At 60.9% G+C, this 26,165-nt stretch carries 22 protein-coding genes and 1 riboswitch; of the genes, 11 read left to right on the top strand and 11 right to left on the bottom strand.

Annotated features, from left to right (window positions below; all coding sequences use genetic code 11):
* The first annotated feature begins 23 nt into the window (after positions 1–23).
* The 4 genes from Q1V60_RS23415 to Q1V60_RS23400 all read left to right on the top strand — a co-directional run bounded on the left by Q1V60_RS23415 (position 24) and on the right by Q1V60_RS23400 (position 4,156).
* The gene (locus Q1V60_RS23415; RefSeq protein ID WP_300635268.1) at positions 24–953 is read left to right on the top strand and encodes a DNA/RNA non-specific endonuclease; all 930 of its coding nucleotides are present in this window, start codon (positions 24–26) and stop codon (positions 951–953) included.
* Between the two features lie 121 nt (positions 954–1,074).
* Positions 1,075–1,269, top strand: a riboswitch (cobalamin riboswitch).
* A 114-nt stretch (positions 1,270–1,383) separates the two neighbouring features.
* Positions 1,384–2,394, top strand: a complete 1,011-nt coding sequence (locus Q1V60_RS23410; RefSeq protein ID WP_300635266.1) for an ABC transporter substrate-binding protein — start codon at positions 1,384–1,386, stop codon at positions 2,392–2,394.
* A complete protein-coding gene (locus Q1V60_RS23405; RefSeq protein WP_300635264.1) occupies positions 2,391–3,395 on the top strand; it encodes an iron ABC transporter permease in 1,005 nt (334 codons plus the stop codon). Before Q1V60_RS23410 ends, Q1V60_RS23405 begins: the two co-directional genes overlap by 4 nt.
* Complete coding sequence (locus Q1V60_RS23400) at positions 3,392–4,156, top strand: ABC transporter ATP-binding protein (protein WP_300635262.1); 765 nt, start codon at positions 3,392–3,394, stop codon at positions 4,154–4,156. Before Q1V60_RS23405 ends, Q1V60_RS23400 begins: the two co-directional genes overlap by 4 nt.
* Before the next feature lie 363 nt (positions 4,157–4,519).
* Here the strand turns inward: Q1V60_RS23400 and Q1V60_RS23395 are convergent, their stop codons facing one another.
* The 3 genes from Q1V60_RS23395 to Q1V60_RS23385 all read right to left on the bottom strand — a co-directional run bounded on the left by Q1V60_RS23395 (position 4,520) and on the right by Q1V60_RS23385 (position 6,510).
* Positions 4,520–5,017 carry a GNAT family N-acetyltransferase gene (locus Q1V60_RS23395; protein ID WP_300635260.1) on the bottom strand — a complete coding sequence of 166 codons (498 nt, stop codon included), beginning with the start codon at positions 5,015–5,017 and terminating at the stop codon, positions 4,520–4,522.
* Between the two features lie 117 nt (positions 5,018–5,134).
* Positions 5,135–6,070, bottom strand: coding sequence for an alpha/beta hydrolase (locus tag Q1V60_RS23390; protein ID WP_300635258.1), 936 nt, complete (start codon positions 6,068–6,070; stop codon positions 5,135–5,137).
* Positions 6,070–6,510 (bottom strand): TspO/MBR family protein, encoded by a 441-nt coding sequence (locus Q1V60_RS23385; protein WP_300635257.1) that lies wholly within the window; start codon positions 6,508–6,510, stop codon positions 6,070–6,072. Before Q1V60_RS23385 ends, Q1V60_RS23390 begins: the two co-directional genes overlap by 1 nt.
* A gap of 206 nt (positions 6,511–6,716) precedes the next feature.
* Between Q1V60_RS23385 and chrA the strand changes: the two genes are divergently transcribed.
* Positions 6,717–7,919, top strand: a complete 1,203-nt coding sequence (gene chrA, locus Q1V60_RS23380) for a chromate efflux transporter (RefSeq protein WP_300635302.1) — start codon at positions 6,717–6,719, stop codon at positions 7,917–7,919.
* Positions 7,920–8,004: 85 nt separating this feature from the next.
* Here chrA and Q1V60_RS23375 read toward each other — a convergent pair whose 3' ends face one another.
* Positions 8,005–8,568: a nucleotidyltransferase family protein gene (locus tag Q1V60_RS23375; RefSeq protein ID WP_300635255.1), complete on the bottom strand. Its 564-nt coding sequence runs from the start codon at positions 8,566–8,568 to the stop codon at positions 8,005–8,007.
* 144 nt (positions 8,569–8,712) lie between these two features.
* Between Q1V60_RS23375 and Q1V60_RS23370 the strand changes: the two genes are divergently transcribed.
* Positions 8,713–9,069, top strand: coding sequence for a hypothetical protein (locus Q1V60_RS23370; RefSeq protein WP_300635300.1), 357 nt, complete (start codon positions 8,713–8,715; stop codon positions 9,067–9,069).
* Between the two features lie 347 nt (positions 9,070–9,416).
* Positions 9,417–9,650 (top strand): DUF6124 family protein, encoded by a 234-nt coding sequence (locus Q1V60_RS23365; protein WP_300635254.1) that lies wholly within the window; start codon positions 9,417–9,419, stop codon positions 9,648–9,650.
* A gap of 170 nt (positions 9,651–9,820) precedes the next feature.
* On the opposite strand, the gene Q1V60_RS23360 is transcribed toward Q1V60_RS23365, so the two are convergent.
* A complete protein-coding gene (locus tag Q1V60_RS23360) occupies positions 9,821–10,735 on the bottom strand; it encodes a LysR family transcriptional regulator (protein ID WP_300635253.1) in 915 nt (304 codons plus the stop codon).
* A 140-nt stretch (positions 10,736–10,875) separates the two neighbouring features.
* Here Q1V60_RS23360 and Q1V60_RS23355 point away from each other — a divergent pair, with 140 nt between their 5' ends.
* From Q1V60_RS23355 to Q1V60_RS23345, 3 genes are all read left to right on the top strand, one after another.
* The gene (locus tag Q1V60_RS23355) at positions 10,876–11,271 is read left to right on the top strand and encodes a RidA family protein (protein ID WP_300635251.1); all 396 of its coding nucleotides are present in this window, start codon (positions 10,876–10,878) and stop codon (positions 11,269–11,271) included.
* Positions 11,272–11,502: 231 nt separating this feature from the next.
* Positions 11,503–12,426, top strand: coding sequence for an alpha/beta hydrolase (locus Q1V60_RS23350; RefSeq protein WP_300635249.1), 924 nt, complete (start codon positions 11,503–11,505; stop codon positions 12,424–12,426).
* A gap of 187 nt (positions 12,427–12,613) precedes the next feature.
* Positions 12,614–13,108 (top strand): hypothetical protein, encoded by a 495-nt coding sequence (locus tag Q1V60_RS23345; RefSeq protein ID WP_300635247.1) that lies wholly within the window; start codon positions 12,614–12,616, stop codon positions 13,106–13,108.
* Positions 13,109–13,589: 481 nt separating this feature from the next.
* On the opposite strand, the gene Q1V60_RS23340 is transcribed toward Q1V60_RS23345, so the two are convergent.
* The 6 genes from Q1V60_RS23340 to Q1V60_RS23315 all read right to left on the bottom strand — a co-directional run bounded on the left by Q1V60_RS23340 (position 13,590) and on the right by Q1V60_RS23315 (position 25,371).
* Complete coding sequence (locus tag Q1V60_RS23340; RefSeq protein WP_057960145.1) at positions 13,590–14,138, bottom strand: hypothetical protein; 549 nt, start codon at positions 14,136–14,138, stop codon at positions 13,590–13,592.
* A gap of 19 nt (positions 14,139–14,157) precedes the next feature.
* Positions 14,158–14,412, bottom strand: a complete 255-nt coding sequence (locus Q1V60_RS23335; protein WP_015371087.1) for a hypothetical protein — start codon at positions 14,410–14,412, stop codon at positions 14,158–14,160.
* 62 nt (positions 14,413–14,474) lie between these two features.
* The gene (locus Q1V60_RS23330; RefSeq protein ID WP_046068324.1) at positions 14,475–14,789 is read right to left on the bottom strand and encodes a hypothetical protein; all 315 of its coding nucleotides are present in this window, start codon (positions 14,787–14,789) and stop codon (positions 14,475–14,477) included.
* 11 nt (positions 14,790–14,800) lie between these two features.
* Entirely contained in the window at positions 14,801–23,035 is an 8,235-nt protein-coding gene (locus Q1V60_RS23325; RefSeq protein WP_300635240.1) for a hemagglutinin repeat-containing protein, read from the bottom strand.
* Positions 23,036–23,076: 41 nt separating this feature from the next.
* On the bottom strand, positions 23,077–23,583 hold the full coding sequence (locus tag Q1V60_RS23320; RefSeq protein ID WP_046068326.1) for a toxin-activating lysine-acyltransferase: 507 nt from the start codon (positions 23,581–23,583) through the stop codon (positions 23,077–23,079).
* 9 nt (positions 23,584–23,592) lie between these two features.
* The gene (locus Q1V60_RS23315; RefSeq protein WP_300635236.1) at positions 23,593–25,371 is read right to left on the bottom strand and encodes a ShlB/FhaC/HecB family hemolysin secretion/activation protein; all 1,779 of its coding nucleotides are present in this window, start codon (positions 25,369–25,371) and stop codon (positions 23,593–23,595) included.
* A gap of 251 nt (positions 25,372–25,622) precedes the next feature.
* On the opposite strand from Q1V60_RS23315, the gene Q1V60_RS23310 reads away from it, so the two are divergent.
* The gene (locus Q1V60_RS23310; protein WP_300635234.1) at positions 25,623–26,102 is read left to right on the top strand and encodes a tyrosine-type recombinase/integrase; all 480 of its coding nucleotides are present in this window, start codon (positions 25,623–25,625) and stop codon (positions 26,100–26,102) included.
* The last annotated feature ends 63 nt before the right edge of the window (positions 26,103–26,165 follow it).

Below are 26,165 nucleotides of genomic sequence, written 5' to 3'. Positions count from 1 at the left end.
CCCGAACCTAACAGGAATACTCCATGCCCGCACGCAACGTCAAAATCGACCTGTCCTACCACCCAAGGCTTGCCGACCTTCGCCCACTGCTCACGCCCACCCCATCCTTGCTGGAGGCCAGGGCCACGACGCCCCGTGTTACCGCAGCCAAGGACCTGCAAGACCGGCGCGGCTACGCCGACGATTTTCTCAGCAGCTTTGCCGTGCCCTGGCCCACGTTTGACCCGGCCCTGGCAGACGACGCGCAGCCCGGGCGCCTGGACTACACGCATTTTTCCATCAGCATGTCGCGCTCCCGACGGCTGGCCCTGTGTGTCGGCGTCAACATTGATGGCGAAAAGTACGTGGATATCGTGCGCAGCAATGACACCTGGGCCTACGATGGCCGCCTGCCCCTCGACGCCCAGGTGGGCGAAGACCTCTACGCCGGCAATGGCCTGGACCGTGGCCATCTGGTGCGGCGCCTGGACCCCAATTGGGGCGCTGACGCGAACACCGCCAACCTCGACACCTTCCACTTCACCAACTGCTCGCCGCAGATGAGCGGCTTCAACCAGAAGACCTGGCTGGAACTGGAAGACTACATTCTCGACAACACCCAGCGCTGGAAAGCCCGCGCCACCGTATTTACCGGCCCGGTGCTGGCCGATGACGACCGCTTGTACCGTGGCGTGAAAATCCCCCAGGCGTTCTGGAAAGTCGTGGCTTATCTCGGCGACGAAGGCAAACCCTCCGCCAGCGCCTACATGATCGACCAGCGCCGCGAACTGGGCGAGCTGGACCTGGTATTCGGCCCGCTGAAAACCTATCGGCGCAGCGTGTTGCAGATCGAACAATTGACCGGCATCCGCTTCGGCAAACTGGCCGACTACGACGGCTTCAGCAACGAAGAGCGCGCCACCGGGACGCGGATCGAAGCGTTGATCCGGGGGCCGCAAGATATCCGGCTCTGACCACCGCCTACTGTAGGCGCAAGCTTGCGCGCCAAACACCTGGAGCATCGCGGGGGCATCAGGTTGCCAGCGTTATCGTTGACGACCTTCGCAAGCAAGCTCGCGCCTGCAGGCCGTGATCGACTACCATAGCGCCGCCGGTTCCCCCACGGGACTAATAGGGAATTCGAAGCGCGGTCCATCGCGCCAATCGAAACTGCCCCCGCAACTGTAGGTGCCGAGCCTGCTCCCCACCGCCACTGAGCCTTGCTCGGGAAGGCCGGAGCGTGGCGACGACGCATCAGTCAGGAGACCTGCCGGCCAAGCGTTATCACCAACCGGCGGGGTGTCCGGGAAGGACATCCGCGCCCTGCCCAACCTGCAGCGTTCGAAGGTGTGTTTCCGAGCCGTACCGCCCCTGCTTCACGTACGGTTCACCGGAGATTGCCCCATGCTGCTACGCGTTTCGGCCCTGTTCACTGGCCTGGGCTTGTGTGCCCTGGCCCATGCCGCGCCTACTCACTACCCGCTGACGGTCGAGAACTGCGGCAGCAGCGTCACTTTCCAGCAAGCCCCCGCGCGCAGCGTGACCATCGGCCAGGCCGCCACCGAGATGCTGTATGCGTTGGGCGTAGGCGATAAAATGGTCGGCACCTCGCTGTGGTTCAACACGGTGTCGGCGCCGTACAAAGCGCAGAACGACAGCATCGAGCGTCTGGCCAATAACGAACCGAGCTTCGAAGCGGTGATCGCCAAGCGCCCGCAGTTGGTGGCCGCCGAGCTGGAATGGGTGGTCGGCCCCCAAGGCGTGGTGGGCACCCGCGAGCAGTTTCACGAACTGAATATCCCTACCTACTTGCTGCCCTCCGACTGCGAAGACAAGGACAATCGGGTGGGTGCCGACGGCACGCGACTGGCGCCTTTCCGTATCGAAACGATCTACAAAAGCCTCAGCCAACTGGCCGAGATTTTCGACGTGCAAGCTCGCGGCCAGCAACTGACCGAGGAACTCAAGGCGCGCTTGGCCAGATCTATCGCCACCGTGCAGAGCAAGGGTTTGAAGCACGCCAGCGCGCTGGTGTGGTTCTCCAGCGCCGAGATGGCCAGCGATCCTTATGTGGCCGGCCACAAAGGCGTGCCCGAATTCATGCTGCAAACCCTGGGCCTGCGCAACGTGGTGCAATCCGACGAAGAATGGCCCGCCGTCGGCTGGGAAACCATCGCCAAGGCCAACCCCACCTTCCTCGTGATCGCGCGCATGGACCGCCGCCGTTACCCCGCCGACGACCACGAAAAGAAACTCGCCTTCCTGCGCAGCGACCCGGTGACGCGCAACATGGACGCGGTGAAAAACAACCGCATCATCATCCTCGACGCCCTGGCGCTGCAGGCCAGCCTGCGCACGTTCGATGGCCTTGAACAACTGGCCGCTGCCATCGACGGCGACGACCTGCCGCAATGATACGGACCCTGCTCGCCCTCACGCTGCTGCTGATCGCCCTGCTCGCCGGGGTGGCCATCGGCGAAACCGCCATCTCGCCCCAGGTGGTGCTACAGGTGCTCGCCAACAAATTGTGGGCTGCCGGCTACTTGCTCGACCCCATCGATGAAGGCGTGGTGTGGAACTACCGTCTGACCCGCGCCCTGGTCGCCGGCGCCTGTGGTGCGGGCCTGGCGACCTGTGGGGTGATCCTGCAATCGTTGTTGCGCAACCCGCTGGCCGACCCGTATCTGCTGGGCATCAGCGCCGGGGCCTCGACCGGCGCGGTGTTGATCGCGCTGATCGGAGTGGGCGGCGGGCTGATTTCGTTGTCGGCCGGTGCGTTTGTCGGCGCCATGGCCGCGTTTGCGCTGGTGATCCTGCTGGCGCGAGCCAGCGGCGCCTCCAGCGGCACCGGGCAGATCATCCTCGCCGGCATCGCCGGTTCGCAGTTGTTCAACGCCCTCACCGCGTTCCTCATTACCAAATCCGCCAGCTCCGAACAGGCCCGGGGCATTATGTTCTGGCTGCTGGGCAACCTCAGCGGCGTACGCTGGCCGTCGGTATGGCTGGCGGTGCCGGTGGCGGTCGCAGGCCTGGCGGTGTGTCTGTGGCACCGACGTGCGCTGGACGCGTTCACCTTTGGCACCGACTCGGCGGCGGCGCTGGGCATTCCGGTGCGCCGCGTGCAGTTTGTGCTGGTGGGCTGCGCGGCGCTGGTCACGGCGGTGATGGTGTCGGTTGTCGGCTCTATCGGTTTTGTCGGGCTGGTGATCCCCCACGCCGCGCGCCTGCTGCTGGGCACCGGGCACTCGCGCCTGCTGCCGGCCAGCGCGTTGGGTGGCGCCTTGTTTTTGATCGCGGCGGATGTGCTGTCGCGCACCCTGATCAAGGGCCAGGTAATTCCGGTGGGCGTGGTCACGGCGCTGGTCGGCGCGCCGGTGTTTGCGTTGATTCTGATTGGCCGGAGAAATGCGCGATGACGGTACTGAGCTGCACCGGCCTGGGCTTCAAGGTGCGTGACGCCGAATTGCTGCGCGATATTCATTTCGACGTCCAGCGGCGTGAAACCTTGGGCATCGTCGGGCCGAACGGCTCCGGCAAATCCACCTTGCTCAAACTGCTCGCCGGGTTGCGCACGCCGGCGGCCGGCGAGGTGTTATTGAACGGTCGTCGCTTGGGCAGCCTGTCCCGTCGCGCCATCGCGCAGCAATTGGCCGTCGTGGAACAGCAGGCCGACACCGACGACGCTATCCGCGTATTCGACGCCGTGGCCCTGGGCCGCACGCCATGGCTGTCGGCACTGAGCCCGTGGTCCGGCGAAGACGATGCCATCGTGCGCCAGGCCCTGCACGACGTGGACGCCACCCACCTGAGCCAACGCGCCTGGCGCAGCCTCTCAGGCGGCGAACGCCAACGCGTGCACATCGCCCGCGCCCTGGCGCAACGGCCGCAGATCCTGTTGCTGGATGAGCCGACCAATCACCTGGATATCCAGCATCAACTGGCGATCTTGAAAGGTGTGCAGGGTTTGCCGGTCACCACCTTGATCGCCCTGCATGACCTGAACCAGGCGCTAACCTGCGATCGCCTGGCCGTGCTGGACCGTGGGCGGTTGGTGGCGCTGGGCACGCCTCTGCAAGTGCTGACGCCAGAGCGGTTACACGAGACCTTCGGGGTGCAGGGGCATTACCTGACGGACCCGTTCGACGGCGCGCAAATCCTGCGCCTGCGCTCTAGTTAAAACCCGAAAGAAATGTGAGGGACTGCCCCCCGATAAACATCGGTATCTACACAAACGTTTATGTGACGCTGAACCTGTGACGAGGGAGCTTGCTCCCGTGACGGCCGGGCAGTCGACGCATAGCTAACGGATGCCCCGCGATCCAAATGTGGGAGCTGGCCTGCGAAAGCGGTCCAACAGCCGACCAGGATACTGGACTGGTCCGAGTACATATTCGTTGTTCAGGTAACGGCCACTACGGGTTCCGCTTTACAGCCGCTCACGTTTGAAAAGCGCAAAAGTAGCAAACGCTCTTGCCCCATCACTCGGCACCTCGCTTAGGCTCGGTGTGCCCATCGGGAGCAAGCCGCTTCCCACATTTGCTCAAAGAGGCCGGTGCATATGTGTCGTCTGCCATACCGGGTCAGGTTCCACATCCGTCACCTCAAATCCCTGTCGAATCCAGAAATCAATCGCACCGGGCAGAAACGGATGGGTGTGCAGGTAAACCACTTCCACGCCATCCGCCCGCGCCAGCGCTTCCAGCGAACGGTATAACTCACCCGCCAGACCGAAGCGACGGAACGCCGGGAGCACGTACAGGCGCACCACTTCCACGGTCTTGAGCCCTTGGTAATCCAACTGCGAGAACCGGCCGTCATAAGGCAGATAGCCGATGGCCGCAACCCACTGTCCATCGGCTTGGGCAGCCAAGAACCGCCCGTCCCCCTCAAGATATACCGCCTCGAACCGCGCCAGGTCGTCCGGCATGGCGGTTGCGCTGAGCACTGGGAAAAGCTCGGCACGCGCCCGCATCACAAAGCTCAGTACTGCGGGGATATCAGCGACGCTTACCGCCTGAATGATGGGTCTTTCTTGCATAAAATCTCAATAAGGCTGAAGTGTCTCGGAATGGGTGGGACTCACGGAGCACAGTTAACTGGCTGACATTAGGCCTGGCGCCGGTGTTTTTTTCAGGGTGGGTATGCCCCTTGGACCTTAACGGTGATCAGTAACAGCCGAAATCCTGCCCGTTATCCAATTGCGGCTATACGCCAGCACGCTATCGGCCATCGCCACCGGGAAGTGAATGAACCCATGGGCCGCTTCCGGCAGCAAATACGCCTCAACCTCGGCCCAGCGCTCGGCGATCAGCAGCGTGTCGTCTTTGAGCGGGTCCAGCTCGCCCACGAACATCAACGCCGGTGGCAGCCCGGAGAAGTCGGCATACAACGGTGACAGCGGCGACTCTCGGCGTGCGTCATCGGTGATTCCGGGCGTGAGCAAGCGCAACGCCGCCACCATCCCCGGCCCATCCAGCAGAAGCGTCTGCGGCCCGGCCGCGCGTACGCTCGGCGTGCCGGTCAAGTCGTAAACCCCGTAGTACAACACCGCGCCGCTGACGCGTTCGAGCAATTGCGGCCATTGCTTGAGCGCCAACAAGGTCGCCGCCGCCAGATGCCCGCCGGCCGACTCGCCCACGAAAAACACCGGCAGGCCGGCAAACTCCGGGCAATCGGCCAACAGCCACCGCGCAGCGGCCAGGCAATCTTCCAGCAGCCCTTCAATCGGCGTGTTGACCGCCAGCCGATAGTCCACCGACACCACCGCCACGTCACACGCCTTGACCATGCCCAGGTTGAGGTCGTCATTCATCTGCGCATTGCCGATCACCCAGCCGCCGCCATGGATATCCAGTACCACGCCTTTGGGCGCCGCGGCGGGCCGCAGGATACGCAGCGGTATGGAGCCGATAAGCCTGCGCTCCACCACGGGGGGCTTCTTGAACGTCTGGCTGGTACGCAGCAGCGCCTGGATCACACGCGGGGTGACGCGGTTGCGGACCTTGAAGCGCGGCATCCACGACAGCTTTTGATTGAAACGTCGCATCTGGGCCAGTTCGGCCTCGCTGGCGGGCCAGGCTCGGTAGGCCATCAACGGTTATTCCGCAAAATCGAGAAATTCAACGCCGCCGCCACGCACAGCCAGGCCAGGTACGGGAACAGGATCAAGCCGGTAATCAGGTCCAGGCGAACCGCCAACACCACCATCGCCGCCACCGTCAGCCACAGCAACACAATGATCACCATCCCGGCGAGCAAGCGGTGCGCGCCGAAGAACACCGGCGTCCAGAGCGTATTCAGCGCAATCTGCGCCGCCCACAGGGCCAGCACCATTTCGCTGCCCGGAATCAGGCTCAAGCGGTAACCGGCCCAGGCCAGCAGCAGGTAGATGATCGTCCACGCCACCGGGAACAACCAGTTAGGCGGGGTGAAGCTGGGCTTGACCAGGGATTCGTACCAGGCGCCGGGTTTGAAGATCACGCCGGTACTGGCGGCGGCGGTGCAGGCGAGCAGGAAAATGAAGAAGGTCATGGTCGGTCCTTGAGGTCGTGGGTGGAAAGTAACGCTGTGCTTTCAGTGACTCAAACTAGCTCACATAAATTCAATATGCGCGGCAAAAATGACCGACAGGCCGTCTCTTCTGTGCGTCATGAAAAGTGGTTAAGGTGCCCGCATCAGCCACGCTCAATGAGCGCTTGGTCTTGAACACCTCACCAGAGAACTCCACCTTGGCCACCATCGTTGCCGACCACCGCAGCAGCCCTTGGTCAGTGTTCCTGATCTTCCTGCGCCTGGGCCTCACCTCCTTCGGCGGGCCGATTGCGCACCTGGGTTATTTCCGCGAAGAGTTCGTCACCCGCAGGCGTTGGCTCAGCGAGCGCAGCTACGCCGAACTGGTTGGCCTGTGCCAGTTCCTCCCCGGCCCGGCCAGCAGCCAGGTCGGCATCGCATTGGGCCTGTCACGCGCAGGTTACGCCGGTGCGGCGGCGGCCTGGGCCGGGTTCACCTTGCCGTCGGCCATCGCGCTGATCCTGTTCGCCCTGGGCCTGACCCGTTACGGCGCGGCCCTCCCCGATGGCGTGCTGCATGGTCTTAAAGTCGTCGCCGTGGCGGTGGTGGCCCAAGCCGTGTGGGGCATGGCGGGCAACCTGTGCCGGGGGTGGGCGCGGATGACAGTGATGCTGAGCGCCGCCTGCCTGGTACTGCTCGAATCGTCCGCCTGGAGCCAGGTCGGGGTGATCGCCGCGGCGGGCGTGGCTGGCGTGGTGCTGTTCAAGCCCCGGCCCGCTGCCGAGCCCGACGCACTGCCGATCGCCATCAGCCGCCGAGCCGCAACGGTGTGGCTGGCGCTGTTCCTGCTGCTGCTGGTGGGCTTGCCGATGCTGGCTGACTGGGCCAACCACCCTACGCTGGCCCTGGTGGACGCCTTCTACCGCACCGGCTCGCTGGTATTCGGCGGCGGTCACGTGGTACTGCCGTTGCTGCAGGCTCAAGTGGTGCCCACGCAATGGGTGAGCAACGACCTGTTCCTCGCCGGCTACGGCGCCGCCCAAGCCGTGCCCGGCCCGCTGTTTACCTTCGCCGCCTTCCTCGGCGCCTCAATGAGCCACGCCCCAACCGGCTGGCTGGGCGGCCTGATCGCCCTGCTGGCGGTTTTCGCGCCGTCCTTTCTGCTGGTCTTCGGCGCACTGCCCTTCTGGGCCAGCCTGCGCCGCAGCCCTCGTACCCAGGCCGCGCTGGCCGGTGTGAACGCGGCAGTGGTGGGCTTGTTGCTGGCGGCGCTGTATCAGCCGGTGTGGACCAGCGCGATTTTCAGCGTTTACGACGCAGCCCTGGCAGTGCTCGCCCTGGCGGCGCTGATGGTCTGGAAATTACCGCCGTGGTTAGTGGTGACGGCAAGCGCCGGACTGGGTTACCTGCTCAGCCAAATCGCCGGGTGAGTTCGGGAGCGGTCGAGCCTTAGCGAGGCTGCGATGGGGTCGCTGCGGTCGGCCGTCAAGCCGCAATCCCCGCATCGCCCAAGCCTCAGCCCGCTTCCACAATCCTGAGCCAGGGCCACCGCGCCTGATAACTCCTGGCCTTGTCAGCAAACAATTTCGGCTCCGGATGCAGCGGGTTGATCCGCAGCAGCCCCTGCTCCACATCCGCCAGCCCGTAGGGCGCATACACCTCGCCCGTGGCGATATCCAAAGCGATGCACGTGCCCGCCACCAGGTAGCGGTCCACCCCTTTCCTGGCCGAGTGCAACTGAGGGTATGGCCGGCCAAACCGCTGCCCATACCAGAGGTGCACACGGGCCTGGTTCTTCACCTCCACATTAACGCCCAGGTCCTGGAACAAGTGCTCGGCCCTTCGAATCACCGCATCCTCGGCTTCGTAGGACAGGTCCTCATCAAAGTAAAAAACGTCGTAGTCCTTCACCCCCGCATCCGCCGGGCGATTCGCCTGATGATTCCACACCGCCTGGAACAAACAGCCCGCCGTAAGCATGCACTGCTGCACCCCCAGCGCCGGCAAGCGAGCGGTGATTTCAGCGTTGATGGGATTGGCCATGGCCAATGTGAGCAAGGTGTCGACGGTCAATGTCATGAAGATTCCTGGGGTAATCAGTGCTGTGCGCTCGACTCTACAGCAGCGCATTCAACGGTTACAAAGTTCGCAACGATGACTCCCCGTATGATGGGCGCCATCACCCTTCTTGCGCGACGCACCCACGAACAACCGGAGCCCTTTATGCCGCTGACCAAACGCGACGGCGCCCGCCTCGAGCGCCAACTGATCGCCACCCTCACCGAAGCCTGCGAAACCGCCAAAGCCGAAATCCCAGGCTTCGACTGGCTGACCCACACCGTCGACTACAGCGCCTTCCCACAAAGCCTGCGGGTGACCTGGGTATTCGACACTCGCGCCAACAAGGCACTCGCCCTCACCTCGGGCGCCGACCAGCGCATGCGCGAGCTGACCGCCGCAGCGTTGCAGGCCGCCGACGTCCCACCTTTGGCGATGGAGCGTTGCGTGCACTTTGATTCCGAAGAAGAGTGCCGCCTGCAACACGCGGGCGACTGGGGTGCGCGGCTGGCGCGCCACTAACCCAACCCGAAGTGCCCGAAGCCCGCAGGAAAAATCCCAACCCCCTGCGACACCTTGCTCCCTTGCCTACGCATGCGTCAGAATCCGCCGGCTTGTGCGCTGGGGTGGCCGTAATTAAGGTGGCTCGGTCGCTGAATCTCTCGGTGATCGGGTTTAGTAGCCTGAGTTTGGATATCTATAAGTGCATGAGCTTCATCAATCAGACATTGCATCTGTGCTTGATGGTGGCTGTGCGTAGGGCGCCTTCGGGCGCGCCGGCTTTAGATATCCACCGGTCTACTAACCTGCGTACAGCCGCCACCCATCGTTTAGTAGCGGAAGGTGGTGGCACCACTCAGGATATCTTCATGTTCAAAGCAGACCCAGCCACGCTCTTCAGCGTAGCCCCCAACGCCAGCAACGAAGCTCTTATCACCAACAGCTACGAAACCTTCACCAGCGTCAGCACCCTGCTGCTCGACCTGTCCGAAGACCTCAACGGCAAACACCGCGACATCGCCTTGGCGATCCACCAACTGAGCGAACTGGGTGTATTGCTGACCGCCAGATTGCTTGACCGTGAAGCGCCGTGCGCTGGCTGATCTTCAAGCACCCAACGCGAAAGCTCCCTTAATTGCCGAGTCGTTGTACACCACGTACGACGACTCGGCGATTTGCTTTTGATGGATGGTTCGAAGGACACAAATGCGGCAACTTACGGCCAAAAGCGGACGTTTAGAGTATCTAGCCCTGAAACGGCTTTACACCTATTTCACCTAACCACCGGCGCATGCTCGGCCATCAATTCTATCACCCAGTCGATAAACACCCGCACCTTGGCGCTGACATGCCGATTCGGCGGGAATGCCAGGTACATCGGCATTGGCGCCATGTGCCAGTCCTCGAACAGCGGCAGCAGCTCACCGCTGACCAGGTGCGGTTTGGCCATGTACTGCGGTAGCCAAAGCATGCCAAGACCCGCCAGGCCTGCGGCCAGGTACGCATTGCCGTCGTCGACCGTCAGTTGCGGGCGACCCTGGACCTCGATGCGTTCTTCACCACGCTGCATCGCGTAGGGCAAGGATTTGCCTGTCCGAAACCAGAGGAAGCCAACGGTACTGTGCCTGCCCTCCTCCAACTCCAGGGGGTGCGCTGGCGTACCGAAGCGCTGCAGATAGCTGGGCGCGGCATAAATGCCGATGTGCAGATCACCCACGTGCCTTGCCATAAGCGACTGATCGATGATTTCGCCGCCGCGCACCACGCAGTCGACGTTTTCGCCAATGATGTCGACAATCCGGTCGCTCACGCCCAGGGTCAGCTGGATTTCCGGATAGCGGTCAAAGAACCCCGGCAAGGCCGGTATCAGCAGCATTCGCGCAAACGGGCTGGGCACATCCACCCGCAGCCGCCCGCGTGGTGTCATCGACGCGCTGGACAGGCTGGTCTCGGCATCGTCCATATCGACCAGTAGCCGGATGACGCGCTCGTAGTAGACCGCGCCATCGGCGGTGACGTTGACCTTGCGTGTGGTGCGGTTGAGCAAGCGCACGCGCAGCCTCGCTTCCAACTGCTGAACGAGCTGCGTCACGGTAGTCTTGCTCATGTGCAGGGTGGCTGCCGCCTTGGTGAAGCTGCCGGTTTCCACCACTCGGGCAAAGGCCTGCATTGCATCGAAACGGTCCATTTCACGCCTCACTGGGGTCTGGATAGTTTGGATTCTACAAACAGTCATGACCAGCGTTGCGCGTTTATTCAGGTCGCCCGTCTTTTTATACTGGCTCCATCGTAAACAGCGGGCCATGTCGGCCCCGAAGGAGAGATGCAATGACCAGCAAACGTGATGTGGTTTTCCCGCCTGACCGCCATGCACTGTACGAGCTCCACCGCTACTCACCGGCGATTCGCTCCAACGGTTTTCTGTTCGTATCCGGTCAAGTCGGCAGCCGCAAGGATGGCTCGGCCGAGCCGGACCTCGCGACACAGGTTCGCCTGGCCTTCGCCAACCTCAACGCGATCCTGACCGAGGCCGGCAGTAGTTTCGAGGATGTGGTCGACACGACCATCTTCATGGTAGACCCCGACTCGACATTTGAAACTATCTGGGAAGTAGTTGCCGAGTACTGGGGCGAAGCGCCCTACCCGACGGCGACCGCTATTGGCGTGACTTGGTTGTCCGGTTTTAATTTCGAGATCAAGGTGATTGCCAAACTACCCCAATAAACTCGGCTCAGTCCTTTTCCGACTGTCAAAGGGGGCCATCTTGTTTTTTCTGGGGGATGCTAAGGATTGCAGGCGGGGATAGTTTTCCTGTGCCTGTGTGCGCCGTATAGTGGAAATATTTTTTCGGTCAAGGGAATGGCTATGAACCCGCGCTAAGCTGCCTGTTCGTCGGTGTATCGGCGCCCGTGAAATCGTAAAAGTCACCTCGCATTGCGCGAAAAGGAGAACGCCATGCGTGCAGAAATGATTCTTGCCGGGATCGGCACGACGTTGGCGCTGTTGTCTGCATCGCCAGCCCAGCCTGCGCCCCTGCCGCTGGAAACTGTCAACCAGGGTGCTATCTCGGTGCGGGTACAAGGCTCGGGAACAGATGTCATCTTAATCCCAGGATTTGCCTCGTCCTACGAAGTATGGGCTGATTTGGCCTCCAGATTACGACAGAGCCATCGGCTCCATCTTGTACAGGTAGCTGGCTTTGCCGGCTCAGCTGCTGTACCCGATCCGGAAGGAAGAGTAGTCGCGCCAGCGGTTGAGGCGATCGCTGAATACATCCGCAGCCAGCGCCTCGAGGCGCCGGTCATCATCGGTCATTCGTTGGGTGGTGAGGTGGCACTGATGCTGGGTGCTCGTCATCCCGATCAAGTGGGACGCCTGATGATCGTCGATGCGATGCCCTTTTATACCTTGCTGTTTGACCCCTTCGCGACCCGTGAAACGGCGACCCCGCATGCTGCTGCGATGCGCGATGCAATGTTGGCCGCAACCCCTGAGCAGGCGCAAACCATGCAGCAGGCCTCCATCGCCCGCCTCGCCAAAACTGAAGCGGTCAGGCCAGCCTTGGTCGCAGCGGGGATAAACTCGGACCGAAACACTATGGCCAATGCCATGTATGAGCTGATGGTCACTGACCTGCGACCTGAGCTTGGACGCATCAAGGTGCCTGTCGAGGTCGTCTATGCCTATGACCCGCTTTACGGCATAGAGGCGTCCCACGTTGATGCCATGTTCCGTAACGCCTATGTCTCGACCCCAGACATCAGCTTCAGGCGTATTGACGGCAGTTTTCACTTCATCATGCTGGATCAGCCAGAACTTTTCGTCGGTGCTGTCATCGAGTTCCTGAGTCCAGGAACGGCGGCGGGATTGCTAGATTGATGAATTGCCACTAAAGGGTGCAGTGCTCGTTGCCGTACTTGCAGGAAAGCACGCCGAGAAAACGGGTGACCATTTGGTATCACCCTGACTATTATTGACGTTCACTATCTGCCTACCAAGTAAATCAGCCGAGTCTCCCAGTTGAGAGGGATCGACAGGCTGCGGGCTAATTCGCCAAGGAATTTACGTGTTCAAGATTTTCGCTTTAGCGCTTACCCTTACGTGCCTGTCCGGCTGTAATCAACAAACCCTTGTCCATGCCGTAAAACCCCTCTCTACCCTTCAGGAACAGGAACACGCCCTGATGATCGGTAAGTGGTACGGCGAAGCGACCACCTTCGACGGTAAACGTACGCAGCAACTGAATGAACGTCGCGCCGATGGCACCTTCAATGTGAAGTTCCGCGTGACCGACAAATCCGGCCAATGGTTTGAGCAAAAGGAATTTGGCCTATGGGGAGTGTCCGGCAAGATCTACTTCACTATCACTACCGGGAAACAGGTGGGGGAGCAGATCACTTCCGCCAAACCAGGAAACCCTTACCTTAATGACGCGTATGAAATCATCGAGCTAACCGCTACTACTTACCGCAGCAAGGCGCGAGACGGCGGCGGCGACTTCACCCAAAAAAGGGTGGACGACGGGTTTCAGTTTCCGGCGATTCCGGTGGTCAAGCCTTGATGATTGCTCCCGCGCTCTGCTTGGGTAGGCCGCTCTGAACGCGCCTTGTCGGACTGTTGCAGAGGCTTTATCCCATGCAATGGTGACGATCCCACTGTGTCCGCTTCGGGTCATTCATGAGGGGCTACTTCTGGCCGTTTTCTGCCTGTGACGACCGATTGAATTCGGCCATAAGCGGACATGTCAGAAAAATTGTGGTCGGTGATGCCATCTATCTCCATCTCGTGACAGCGCCAGAAAACGATTGGCCTTTGTCTGGATGTCTACCTCAAAAGCGGACGACCAACTCGGTTCTGGTTTCGCCCAGCTTGCCTCCTCCGCAAGTGCAAGCTGGCTCACTTCTCTGCCTCTTGGATACGCCTGGCATGTCAAGTCGGCTAAAGGCCACGCCCCGATGCGCATTGATTCGGCTCACTTTTAAGTTTGAACTATCCGCAATGTCCGGATAGCCAACTATCGCTGGAATTCTGAATACGCTAAGCTAAAAGGCATCCAATGCTCTACACAGCCCTGCCTTCTCAACAGGCTCGTTTTCAGGTTTTCCAGCTGGGTTTAAGCGCTGCAACGCGACCAGGCACTGGCCACCGTCCAGCAGGATCAGTTCGTAATCTTGCCCGGCCTTGGGGGTGAAGTGAAAGCTCTGCCTGCAGCTATAGGAATTGCCGCCAGAAACATAGCCCTCACTCTGGAAGTTCATGGCAAAAGGCTTGTTCGCCGGCACCTTCAGTTCGCTACGCGCCGAGCCTTGCGCCTCCACCCGGCGGTTGCTCTCGGGCATGCCCAGGCTGCGGCCATTATTCTGACCCGCAAAGCCGGATTCGGACACGGCCATCACCCCGGCGCCAGGCACACGCCAGTCGATGCAGTCACGGCCCGGCACACCGCGCGCCACGCCATTGGTGATCACGCGCAAGCGTGCGGTATCCCCTGCTGTGGGTTCAACATAGGGCGTGTTGTAAGCACGGATATTGGAAATATTGCCGCAGCCACTCACGGCCACGGCCAGGCCGGCTATCAGAAACGCTCTCATGGAAGTCCTTTTTTGAGGCTTAACGGCAGTGATAAGGGCTTTCGCTGCTCAGTTCCTCGCCGGTCCGGGCATCGCGAATGATGACCGTCGCCCCCGGCGCATTGAGGCAGAACGCATTGCGTATGGGGTAAATGTTATGGCCCTCGGCGGTGAACGTGCCGAGCTTGGTTAACGGGGCGCCGGAGGCGTCCTGAGCCGTCACGGTGTACTCACCCGACATGGTCAGACAGCCGCTCAGTAACAGCAGCAAGGTGGCGCAGATTGCATATTTCACAGGTGATGTCCCTATCGTGTCGAGTGACGAACCCTCAAAAAGAGGGCGGTTTTTTTGTGGTTTCATTGCGCCGACTCACAGGCCTTCAACGGTTCTTGGGTGCGCAACGCACAGACGTCAAAACCATCACGCCGGGTGTAGCCCGAGCGCTTCATACACACAAAGCGCTGCGCCCGCTCCTGGAAGCTGGCATTGGGATCGATGCCGGAGCCATTCTTCTCACCGCAAGCCAACATGGAGGTCAAGACATCCTTGCTGCTCGCGCCGGGTTTCTCCCATAAGTCCGCATCAGCCGCCGGGGGCTGAAAGGGCTCGCTGAAACAGGCGGTGACGAGGGTAGCAAGCAGCAGCGCCAATGCCATAGGTTTAAGCCACATGATCAATCTCCTTATTTTCTCGGGCTGACAGGCACCAGCACCGGCTCGCCTTGCGGCCAATATCTTGCGCAGGCTTGCGCACCACTGCCATAACAGCTGTGCATGGTCGTATCACCGGTGAAGACATTGCCCAACTCCTTGAGCAAGCTGCTGCCCTCAGGTATTACGCCGCCAGTACCCGGGTTATTGCCCATGAAGAACCACCTGCCCACCGGGTCGTTGTTATGAACTTCGTATTTAAGAACCATCTTCGCCTGTTCGACTGGGTCGGTGACGGCCGAACGGTTTTGCAAAAAGGCCAACTGTTCATCGGCGGTGTAAACATTGAACGCTCCACCGAAGTTATACACCGTAGTCTTGCTGAGTAACCCGGCAGCATCAGGCATGTTGTAAATGGATTGTCGGGAGTTGCCACCGGTCATAGTGCCGCGACTGTGTTCAGTCAGGTGCAAGCCAGTGGCGCCATAGTCGAGCTGCAACTGGCGCGAGGCCGCGGTGTAGTTGGTCAAGCCGAAAAAGTTGTTATCCATCGCCTTCTGATACCCGGCAATCAACAGCTCCGACAGGGTATTGTCCGCCTTGGGAAACCACATGAAATACTGTGGCCCGGTCGCGCCAGGGTCGCGATGCTGAGCCGCGTATTTAGCCGCGGCTTTGTCGTCGTTGAAAATGCCATTGAGGGCTACGTTGACTACGTTGTTTTCATCCGCCTGCAGATGTTGCCTTTCTGCATCACCCACTACACGGAACAACGGCTTTTGGTCCGCGCCTTCCTTCACATTGCCCTGTTCATCCAGCTCCAGCGCCAACATCTGTGGCGGCGTTTTGAACATGGTGCGATACGCCTTATCGGTAAACTGCACCCCTTGGCGATAGGCCTCATTCTTGATCGACTGCTCCGCCTCGGCGGTACGCTGCAGTTTGTCCAGGTCCTGACGCTCGGCGCCAACATGGGAGTGGGCGGTGTCACGGTTAAGGCTGGCCACGGTTTGACTGGCATCACGGCCGGTCAATTGCTGCTGGCGGTAGGCATCGGTAATGAGGATATTGCCGGCACTCACCGCGCTCAGCGTGTTGCCCTCGGAAGAGTCCGAAGCCTTCCCTGCATCCAGGTAGTTGCTGAACAAGGCCTTGCTGGCGCCGTACATGCCCTGGCCGACAAAGTCGCTGCTGAGGGTGAGCCCGCTGCTGTCGGCGCTGGCCTTGGCGCTGTTGTGCAGGTCAGCGGTGGTCAATGAGCCGGTACTCAAGCTGTTCTTGCCATCGGCAATCGCCTTGTCGTTGCTGGCGATCACGCCGCCCACCAAGTGGGTGTTGCCCTTGACCCGGATATCAAAACCACCGTCCCCGGCCCGAATGCCGCTCTGCTCAGTGACACTTTCAAAGTTGGATTTCTGAATGCCTTTGTTCTGACTCAACGTGAAGCTCGATGAGCCGATGCAGAATGGCGGCACGCAAATACTCACGCCCACGCCCAGGCTAGTCTGTTTGGCCTTGTAGGTACTGGTGTCCTGCAGGCTTTCGACACTGAAATCACCGCCCACATCGGCCGTGACTTGCTTGCTACTCACCACTGCGCCCTTGAGTCGGGTATCGCCACCGGAATCGAGCGAGACCTTATTACCAGCGTCCACATGGGTATTGCTCCAGACCACATCATCGCCATCGGCCTTGCCGCGGTTTTGGGACGCCCCTGCGTTAAAACTGATGCCAGTGGTTTGGCCGCCGATGGCAATGCCAATCCCAAGGCTGGCGTTGCTGCCCTTTTCGGTCGTGCGCTGTTGCACAGTGTTTTGCGCGGCCAGCAAGGCAATAGCGCCGTCGGCCTTGAGGTTAACGTCATGGCCGGCGGTGATCTGGCTGCCTTGTACGGTCAGGTTACTGTTCTTGCCGGCGCCGGCCGCGGTAATGTTGACATCACCACCGGCCAACACCGACGAGCTGGCGGCCGAATTGGAGGTCTGCTCGGTTTTACTTTCCTTCTTGCTGGTGCCGGCCGAAATGCTGATATTAATGCCGCCGGCCATGGACCGGTCCTTGTCATACTGGATATAGCCGTTGCCCGCCCCCATCAGGGTGTTGACCAGCGCCAGTGTTTTGAGCCGGCCATCATCGGTGCGGTCGGACGCGGTTTTCATGCGCTGGGCGGTCTGCACGGCTTCGATCACCGGGTTGGTTACGGTAATCGTGAGGCCGCCTTGCTTGAACTTGGTCTCCTGGGTGATGTGTTGCTGGTCACGGGCCTCAAGGATATCGACCAACCGCGCGGCAATGTTCACATCGCCCTTGGGCGCCGTCACTTGGCTGCCGACCTGGCGGTAGGCATTGCCGGCCAGGATACTCACGTTGCCATCGGTGGCGCCGATGGTGCTGGCCGCCGCCGTTTCACTGGCGGTACGGTTTTTGTCGCTGCGCTGCTGGCTGCCGATGGTCACCGCGATGGCGCCACCGCTGAACAGCCCGCTTTGCTTGACCTCCTTGAAGTGCTGTTCGCTGAGCTGGTCGGTGGCGGCCACCACATTCACATCGTGCCCGGCTACCAGGGTGGTGCCACTGGTGGAGACCACGTTACTGCCGCGCACATTCAAGTCATTGTCGGCCTTGACCCACGCGGTCTCGCCACTGAGGGTGGTGGCCTGAGCGCGGGTTTCACTCACGGTGTCGCGGGTTGTAGTGGTCTTGCTGGAGAACAAGCTGTTACTGCCGGTGACCTTATGGGCCTCGTCGACAAAGTTGTAGCTCTGGCTGGTGCTTAAATTGACGTCGCGGCCTGTCGAAACGGTGACCCCGCCCTGCTCGCTGACGACCTTGGCGCCTCGGGCATTGAGGTCATTGTCTGCGATCAGGCGTACCTCGCCCTCACCCTGGATAACACTGCCGACATCGGTGCGGCTCGCGTCCTTGCGCCAGTTGCTGGCGTTCCATTGCACGCTTTGTTCACGGCTCTGGGTCACCGTGCCCAGGTTGATATCGTGGCCAGCAACCACCGTGGTCTTGCCGTCCTTGCCGGAACTGACGATCTGCGCCGCACTCAGGTTGATATCGCGCGCCGCGTTCACCACCAGTTCACCCTTGGCATCGGAGACAAACAACCCGGCAACCCGCGAAATACCCGTGGCGGTGCCCTGGGCACTTTCGGTGTTGCGCGTGGTGGACACCATGTTGATATCGCGACCGGCAACCGTATTCAAGCGCGTGGAGGCATCGATCAACCCGCCGAGGTTGTTCAAGTCGGTGCGGGCTTTTACCTCCACCTCGCCACCGGTCAGGCGCCCGCCCAGGTTCTGCAGGTTGTCGGCGGAAATCGCCAGCACGCTGCGCCCGGCGATCGTGCCGCGGTTAACCAGGTCGCCTTGTAGCTTGAGGTCGACCACGTTGCCCGCCATTAGTGCACCGGAGCCATCCAGGTCGCCGTCGCGCACCCGCACATACACCTGCGGCACCAACGCCTGCGTCACGCTGCCGTCGGCAAGGGTCACGTCCTTCTTCACCAGCCAGACGATGTCGCTGGTCAACTGGGCCATTTGCTCAGGGCTGAGCGCCACACCCGGCACCAGCTTCCACTTGCCGGCGTAGGTCAGCGCACTGTCGAGCAACGCGCGGTACTGGGTCTCATCATTGGCGTAGCCGTCGAGGAAGCGTCTGCCGGTGAGTTGGGCAATCTGTTCGCGGATCAGTTTTTGCTCATAGAAACCATCGCCCAGCCGCGTAAGGGTCAGGCCCGGATCCAGTTGCAGCCGATCCAGCATGTAGTTGGAAGACAGCCAGGAACGATAACTGGTGAAACGCGGGTCGCTCTCCACCAGATAGTTCGGGTTGGCCTGGGGATTGAGGTGGAACAGGCTGTTGTCCGGCACCTGCACGTTAAGCCCGCCGGTACGGATTGACTCACCTACGCCTCCCGCCGCCGTCGCTTGCAGTGCCGCCACTTCCAGCACCGGGCCAGGCGCTCGGCCATTGCCCACATTGACCTTGGCCGCACTGGCACCGCCGGCAGCCTGATCGACGCTACTGGTCAGGCGAGTGCCGAGTTGCAGGCCACTGCCGGTATGGGCGGTGTTTTGCAGGTACTGGGTTGGCCGCAGGAAAATATCCGTGACGCTGGCGGCCGGGTTGTAGGCGGCTGTCGAACGGCCCTGACGGTCACGGCCCTTGCGATGGATGCGATACAAATGGCTGAACGTGCCACTGTCCGTCACCGTCTGCTGCCCGGTGACTTCGGTGTTGTTGAGCTGTCCGATAGTGCCCACCAACGTGCCGCCGGCGATGATCCGGCTCTTGTCGTTCAACACCGAATTGGCGGTCAGCAGCATTGAGCCGCCGGAAAGGATTTCACCCGGGTCCGAGGTGAGGATCTGGGTCTGGGTAGTGGTACGAGTGTAGTCGTAGCGGTTGTAGTTATCGGCCACGCCCTCGGGGCTGACCAAGTGGCTGACTTCGTCGTTGTAGAGTGAGATCTGATCCGGGCGATAGCGATTGGCAGAGCCGGTGTGCTGGAACTCCTGGACGCCTTCGCGGCTGACCTCAACCACTTGGGTGCTGAAGTGTTCGTTGGTATTGCGCAACTCCGCACTGTTAAGGCTCAGCCCGCCGAGTGCTTCGATACTTGCGCTGGCGTTATGCACCAGCCCGGCCTGGCCGGTGGCCTGGCCCTGGGCATCCAGCGCGCCGCCGATCAACAAGTCACCGGCACTGAAAAGCATGGCGTGCTCACGGTTGACCAGCGTCCCGACGCCAATGTCCAGGCGTTCGCGCGCGGCGATCACGGCCGCTCGGGCATCTTCCACATCATTGGTCAGTTGCCCCGCCGCAACGGATACGTGATCACCATAAATACGGCCGCTGCCAAGGTTGTTGAGCACCTGGGTATTGATTCGGGTGATCTGGGCATCGATCAAGCCACGGTTATTCAGGGTATCCCCCACATCAAGGGTCAATTGCGCGGCACTGATCTCACCGTTGGCGCGGTTTTCAACCCCACCGCTCAATACCCGCAATTGCTTGCCGGCCTGAACCCCACCCTGGTTGTCGAGCGTGCCTTGCAGGGTCACCTCTAGATTACCGTTGGCTTGCAGTTTGCCGGTATTGACCAACCCCGAAGCCAGGTTGAGGCTGATGTCGCCCAGGCTAAACACGCGGCCATCGCCACTGAGGCTGGCGCTGGTCAGGCCGAGCCGTTCTCCGGCGATCAATGTACCGGCACTGTTGAGCAGCGCTTGGTCTGCGTTGATCGACACTTGCTTGCTCGACGAGATCAGGCCCGCACTGTTGTCCAACTGCCCGGTATTGTTGACGCTCAGCAACTGGTCGGCACGAATGGCACCCGAGCGGTTAAGCAACTGCGCCAGGTTCAGGGCTAACGACTGCCCCTCTACGCCCTGGTTGCTCCCTTGGGTCTGCTGGTTATCCAACTGTCCTGCATCGACCGTCAAGGTGCGCCCGGCACGCAGCAGGCCGCCGACGTTATCGAGGTGACCGCTGCCGATGTCCAGCCGCGCGTTCCCCAGGCTCTGCAGCTGGCCGCCGCGATTGCTCAGGCCGCCAGCGGTTAGCAGCAGGCTCTTTTCACTGCTGAGTACACCGGCGTCGAGGTTATCGACCTGCGCGGCATGGATCGCCACGTCGCCTTTACTGCCGATAAAGCCGGCGTTGTTGTTCAGGTTGCCGGAGCGCAGCGTGATACCGGCCTGCCCGAGGATGCCATTGGCGCTGCCCGAGTCAGTATTGGTCAACGTTTGCCCATGGGTGTCGAGTGTGATCGCACCGCTACCCTGGATAAGCCCGGCCTGGTTCTTGAGCTCACCACTGCGCAGGTCCACGGTGCCGCTGCCGATAATGGCGCCGCGCTGGTTTGACAGGCCTTGCCCGGCACTGTCGAGCAACAAGGCCGCGCCACTGATCAACCCATCGTCGTTATTCAGGCCCAGGCTGGTAATTGTCACGCCTTGCCGGGCCTGCACCACACCGCCGATGTTATCGAACGCGCCCTGGCTCACCGTCAGCACCAGCGGCCCGCCGACCGAACCCACGGTGCCCTGCCGGTTACGCAATGCGTCGGCGCTGACACTGAGTGCGCCGATGGCCGCCAGCGTGCCGTGGTCATTGTTCACCTGCCCGCCGGACAGCGTGAGGCTGTCGCCCGCAGTGATCTTGCCTTGCGCGTTGAGCAACTGCCCGGTACTCAACTGTGCGCCCTTGGCTGCGGCCAGCGTGCCTGCACTGTTGTCCAACAGCGTATGCGCGGTGACCTTGAGGTTGCCGGCCACCGCCGCCTGAACCGCGCCGCCTTGATTGAGCAAGCGATCAGCCGTCAGGCTGATATCACTGTCACTGGCCACTGTGGCGCCCGTGTTGTCCAGCAGGCCCATGGTGTTGATGCGCAACGTGCCCGCGCCGGTCTGCAGGATGTTCCCCTGCCGATTGGACAGTTGGTTGGCGTCGATTTGAATCTGCCGGGCTACGGTGGTGGCGCCGTCCAGTACCGCGTCGGCAACGGTGACTTGCAGTAGACCATTGCTCTGCAGGCTGCCTTGGGCACCTGTCAGCGCCTGGCCCTGAAGGGTCAGGCTGCCCGTGCCGGCATGCTCGATCCTGCCCTTGGCATTGGACAGGCGCGCCGCCGAAAGGCGTACGTCGGTCGCATTGCTGGCGATGCGTCCTTTGGTGTTATCCAGGCTGTCGGACACAGCAATCACCGTGGCGCCCTTGCCGACCTGGACGATTTCACCTTGGCGGTTGGACAGGCTGCCGGCGGCCAATTGCACACCTTCGGTGTTGATTTTGGCACTGTCGGTGGTCAGGGTTTGTCGCACCGCTGTGCTCAACGTCCCTGTCGCGTCCAACGCTGCACCGCTTAAGTCAGCGCCGCCCGTGCGGGCAGTGAGCATGACATTTTGCGCAGCGGTCTTACTCGCATTGAGGTCAAGGTTCTCGGCGCTCAACTGCAGATCCCCGGCAGCAATCGCCGAGCCTTGGTGCTTGAGCGTCTGGCTGGCGCTGACGCGCAGTGCGCCATTGCCACTGACCGCGCCGTCAGCTGCCACACCTGCGCCCAATATCGACCTGCTGGCGTTGTCGATGGTTTGGGCGGTCAGGGTCAAGTCCTGCTGCGCAGCCACCACCCCTTGGTTGTTGATATCGCCACGACTGGACAGCGTCGCGGCGCCCTTGCTGTACAGCGAACCGCTGTTATCGATGCCCAGCTGGCTGTCCACCTGCAGGTTCTGACTGCTGCTGATTTGCCCGCTGTTGCCCAGGCGCCCGTCGGCGCTGATGACCACATCGCCGGCACTCGAACCTATTTGCCCGGCATTGCGCACGCCGAGGCCGGCTTCGGTACCCACCAACTTGATTTTGCCGGCATACATGCCACCCAGCTGCGCCACGTCAATGGCGACCTGGGGCTTATCGCCGGAACCGTTGATGACCGTCGCCTGGGTATTGTCGGCATTGACCTGGTTGGCGCCACTGGTCACCCGCAGGTCCTTGGCCCAGATACCGGCATTGACCTCGACCGAGCGTGCGATGACATCGGTAAAGTCGGTCTGCGATGCGTCCAGGCCCTTGCCGGAGATAACCACCTTGCCGCTTTCAACGCGGTAGCCTTGCAATTGGCCGTCCTGCATCTGCGCACTGCCGCTGGTCAAGGTGGCACGGTTAGCGTTGATAAAACCACAGCCGTCACAGGCGATGCCCGACGGGTTGGCGATCACCACCTGGGCTCGGTCACCGGCGACTTCGATGTAACCACGCAATTGGCTGGGGTTGCTGCTGTTGACCTCATTAAGGATCACCCGCGCCGTACCGCCGGCCAAATGCGCATTGCCCTCAATCCAGCCACCCAGCTGAGTTTGGGTATTGGTGCGCGCATTGTTAAGGATCGCGCCTTGGGCATTAACGTCGAACTGGCTGTAGGTGTTACGTGACACCCCTGCCGCACTCGGGGCCTGAATGTTGACTTGGGGCACACCGTTTGCGGCGTTGATAATCACCGGTTGCTGGCCGGGCGCAGCGCCACGGTCAACCACAATATCGCCCCAGGCCAGCGGCGAGGCCAATGTGATCAAGCCCAACGCCGCCATCAATGAGAACCGCAGGGGACGCAGTGTCAGCACAGTATTCAAGACGACAGGGACGACACCGATCCCGGTGCCTGAGGCTTTTTTGCTGCCCAGCACGTTTTCGGCCACTACCATCAGCAGGCCACGGGCTTTGTTAAAAACGATCCTGTAGAGGTGTTTGTTCATGACGATCCCTGTGTCTTGAAAGCTCTAAAATGCCGCAAGTACTACGATTGGCGGGCAACGGCCGCGATCGGCCACTTCAAGCGCGCCAGAGCAGCACCTTGAAACCGCTTGATCCGTAACCCGCGCTCGTTGCCACGGTGATACAGAGCGCTGAACCGGCTGTCGGCAAACAAATGGCGCTGCACTAAGCGTGCAAGGCGGGCGCTGTGACCAAAAGGCGCCACCCAGTCCAGGAACCACAGTCGCTCGCCGCTGTTCCAGTCGTGCGCAGGCAGGCTGATGGCAGGATTTTGCACATAGCGCTGCTCGGCCTCGACGCTGAACCAACACCAGGCGGCGTAAAACACCGGGCGCCCCGATTCGTAGCCGATGATGAACTGGCGGTTGGCAATAGCTGGCAACAGCAGCGCGTTCAGGGTGTGCAGCGGCACATCGCGATGGCTCGCCGAGTGCATCCACAGCCATACGGCGGCACCCAGCGCCTGGGCCTCGTTCCATGGCTTTTCGCTGAACGCCGGCGCGATCAGCTCAAGGTTATCGAGTTGCATGGCAAACCCTCACATCGACCACGTCAGGCTGAAACCTGCCGTGGTACTGGCAGTCTCGAAGCCCTTGGGTTTGCTGATCGGTTGACCGACAAACACGTCGTAAGAAACTTGCCGGTAGCCACCGCGCAACCCCACCACGTACCCAGCCAGATGATCACCAATGAGGTATTGGCTTGAAGGCCCGCCCACCTTGCCGTAGTCAACACCCAGGTAGGTTTCCTGCCCGGAGTTGCCCAGCGCCAGGCCGAGGTCGTTACGCACCAGCCAACCACGGTCGGCCGACAAAATGTTTTCACCGTCAAACCCGCGAACGCTGTAGCGCCCGCCGATCGAGAAACGATCCTGCGGCACCAACGCCGTGCGGTTCCACTGCGCACGCCAGGCCGCGGTGTAACGCAAGCGCTGCGTGGCAAGGCCAAACGGTACGGAAAATTGCGCGTCGGCGTTGATGATCTGCGAACGCGAGGTCCCTTCGTCAAACGCCTCCTCAGGCGCAGCGATTGCGTTGCGCGCACCTGTGCCCCGGCGATAGCTGGTGCCCAGATCGAGCGTGGCGGTACCGATGAACTCCCGATGACTCAGCCCCAGCGCCCAGCCTGCCATGCGTCGGCGCTGAATTTCGATCTCGGTATGGTCGATATAGTTTTGCGAAGTGCGCGTCCAGCCACTGAGCTTGAGCGTGGTTTTGCGCACGGCATCGCGATACAGCAAGCGAGACGCGCTGATCTCATTGTTTTTGCTTTCTCCGGTGTACTTGTAAGTCTGGTTGGCCCCAGCGACCGTCTGGTGATAGTCATACTCGCTGGACGTGACGCCAAACAGCCAATAACCGTAGGGGACAGAGTAGTGCAAGGTATGGCCCTTGGAACCACGATTACCCGCGTCCCCCCCGCCCAAGTCGTGGTTGAAGCTGGCGTAGAACAAATCGTTCAGGCTCAGCAGGTTGTCCAACGACACCGAAGCCGAACCCAGGTATTTACCTGTGGCGTCGGTTCCCGAATCATCTACCGACACGCTCAAACGCACGGGAAGTGCCTGTTTCCACGCGATAACCAAGTCACTGTCGCCCGGCTTTGCGTCCATCCCTTGGGCCGCGGCGATTTGGATATCCGCCTCAGCCGTGGGCACGCGTTTGAAGTTTTCCAACGCTTGCTCAAGATCACGCAGGTTCAGCAGGTCACCTGTTTTGGCAGGCACCGCGTTCCAGGCATTGGCTCGGGTAGAGGTGCCTTCGGCGAAGCGGATGGAATGAATGCGCCCCGGAATCAGGGTCAGTTGCAGCACACCGCTGTTTAAATCCTGAGGCGGTGCAAGCACGCGTGTCGTGACAAACCCGCGCTCGATGATTGCATTCTGGATTCGCTTCATCGTCAGGTTGATGCCTTGGGCACCCAGACATTGACCGGTGGCCGGGTCATTTTTGGGATCGGCGCTGCGCAGTGCCCATTGAAAATCTTCAGCCAACTCGCCGTTCAAGACGACCTGACGAATCAGGAAACAGGGGGATTCGCGCTTCTCGAGCAAAACCCCGGCGGAGGATGAGGGCGGCGCCTCAAGGCGCACATCCGGCGACGGCTCAAGTTGCTCGCGCAACGCTCGCTCGCGGTCCTGCTGCAATAGCAACTGTTGGGCAGGTGCGGGAGGGTCAGCGGCCTGCACGCCGAAACAGCTGATCAAACCGAACAACAATACGGCCACCGAATGAAGGGACGGTGGCAGTTTTCTAACAGGCAAGTACAACGTACCGAAACGGGCCAGGTACTCCTTAGGCCGGAAACATACTTTCATTTCGCATCCCTGTGAAATCTTCCTGCGGGTGCAGCATGCACCAGAACGGCACGTGATCTGCGAGAATTGCCTCTGACAGGCAACTCCCCTATGAACAACTGTTGCTCATTAAAGTTCAAGGGCGCGTGAGAAATTTCCTACACTTAATTTCCCTCCGGCTTCTTAGACCCCTCTAAGAGAGTACTCTTGGCCGGTGAGCGATCGTCGCTCTGATTAGCCATCCTTGTCTTTCCACACGTGGAGGACTTGTTATGAACATCATCGCTACCTGCGGCCGTCAGCCCTGGAACAAAGGAAAACTAGTCGGGCAGAAAGCCCCACTCCGACTGAGAGATATCTGGGCCATCCGAGTAAGGCTTCAAATTGCGGAAAGAACCCGGGATCTGGCTCTCTTCGATCTGGCCATCGACAGTAAGCTTCGAGCCTGCGACTTAACCAAGCTCCGCGTGCGCGATGTCGCCCATGGCGAACACGTATCATCACGAGCCATGGTGATGCAGCAGAAAACGCAGCGACCAGTGCAGTTTGAGATCACTGAGCAAACACGGTCAGCTCTCGTGGCATGGATACATCAGGCACAACTACGCAGCGAGGACTGCCTTTTTCCTAGTCGGCTACATACCTCAGACCATCTATCCACTCGTCAATACGCTCGTATCGTCCGCACTGTTCGATATTTGGGGATTGAGGTCGATGACGCCCTGGAAATGGCGGAACAGACTGAGGTTTGATCATGCATAGCGACGGTCGAAGTCAGACCGTCGCTAACCGGCCAGAAGCGGTCATTCCGGAAG

The sequence above is a fragment of the Pseudomonas sp. genome (assembly GCF_030147005.1).
Classification (GTDB): domain Bacteria; phylum Pseudomonadota; class Gammaproteobacteria; order Pseudomonadales; family Pseudomonadaceae; genus Aquipseudomonas.
This window is presented reverse-complemented; position numbering and strand designations above follow the sequence as displayed.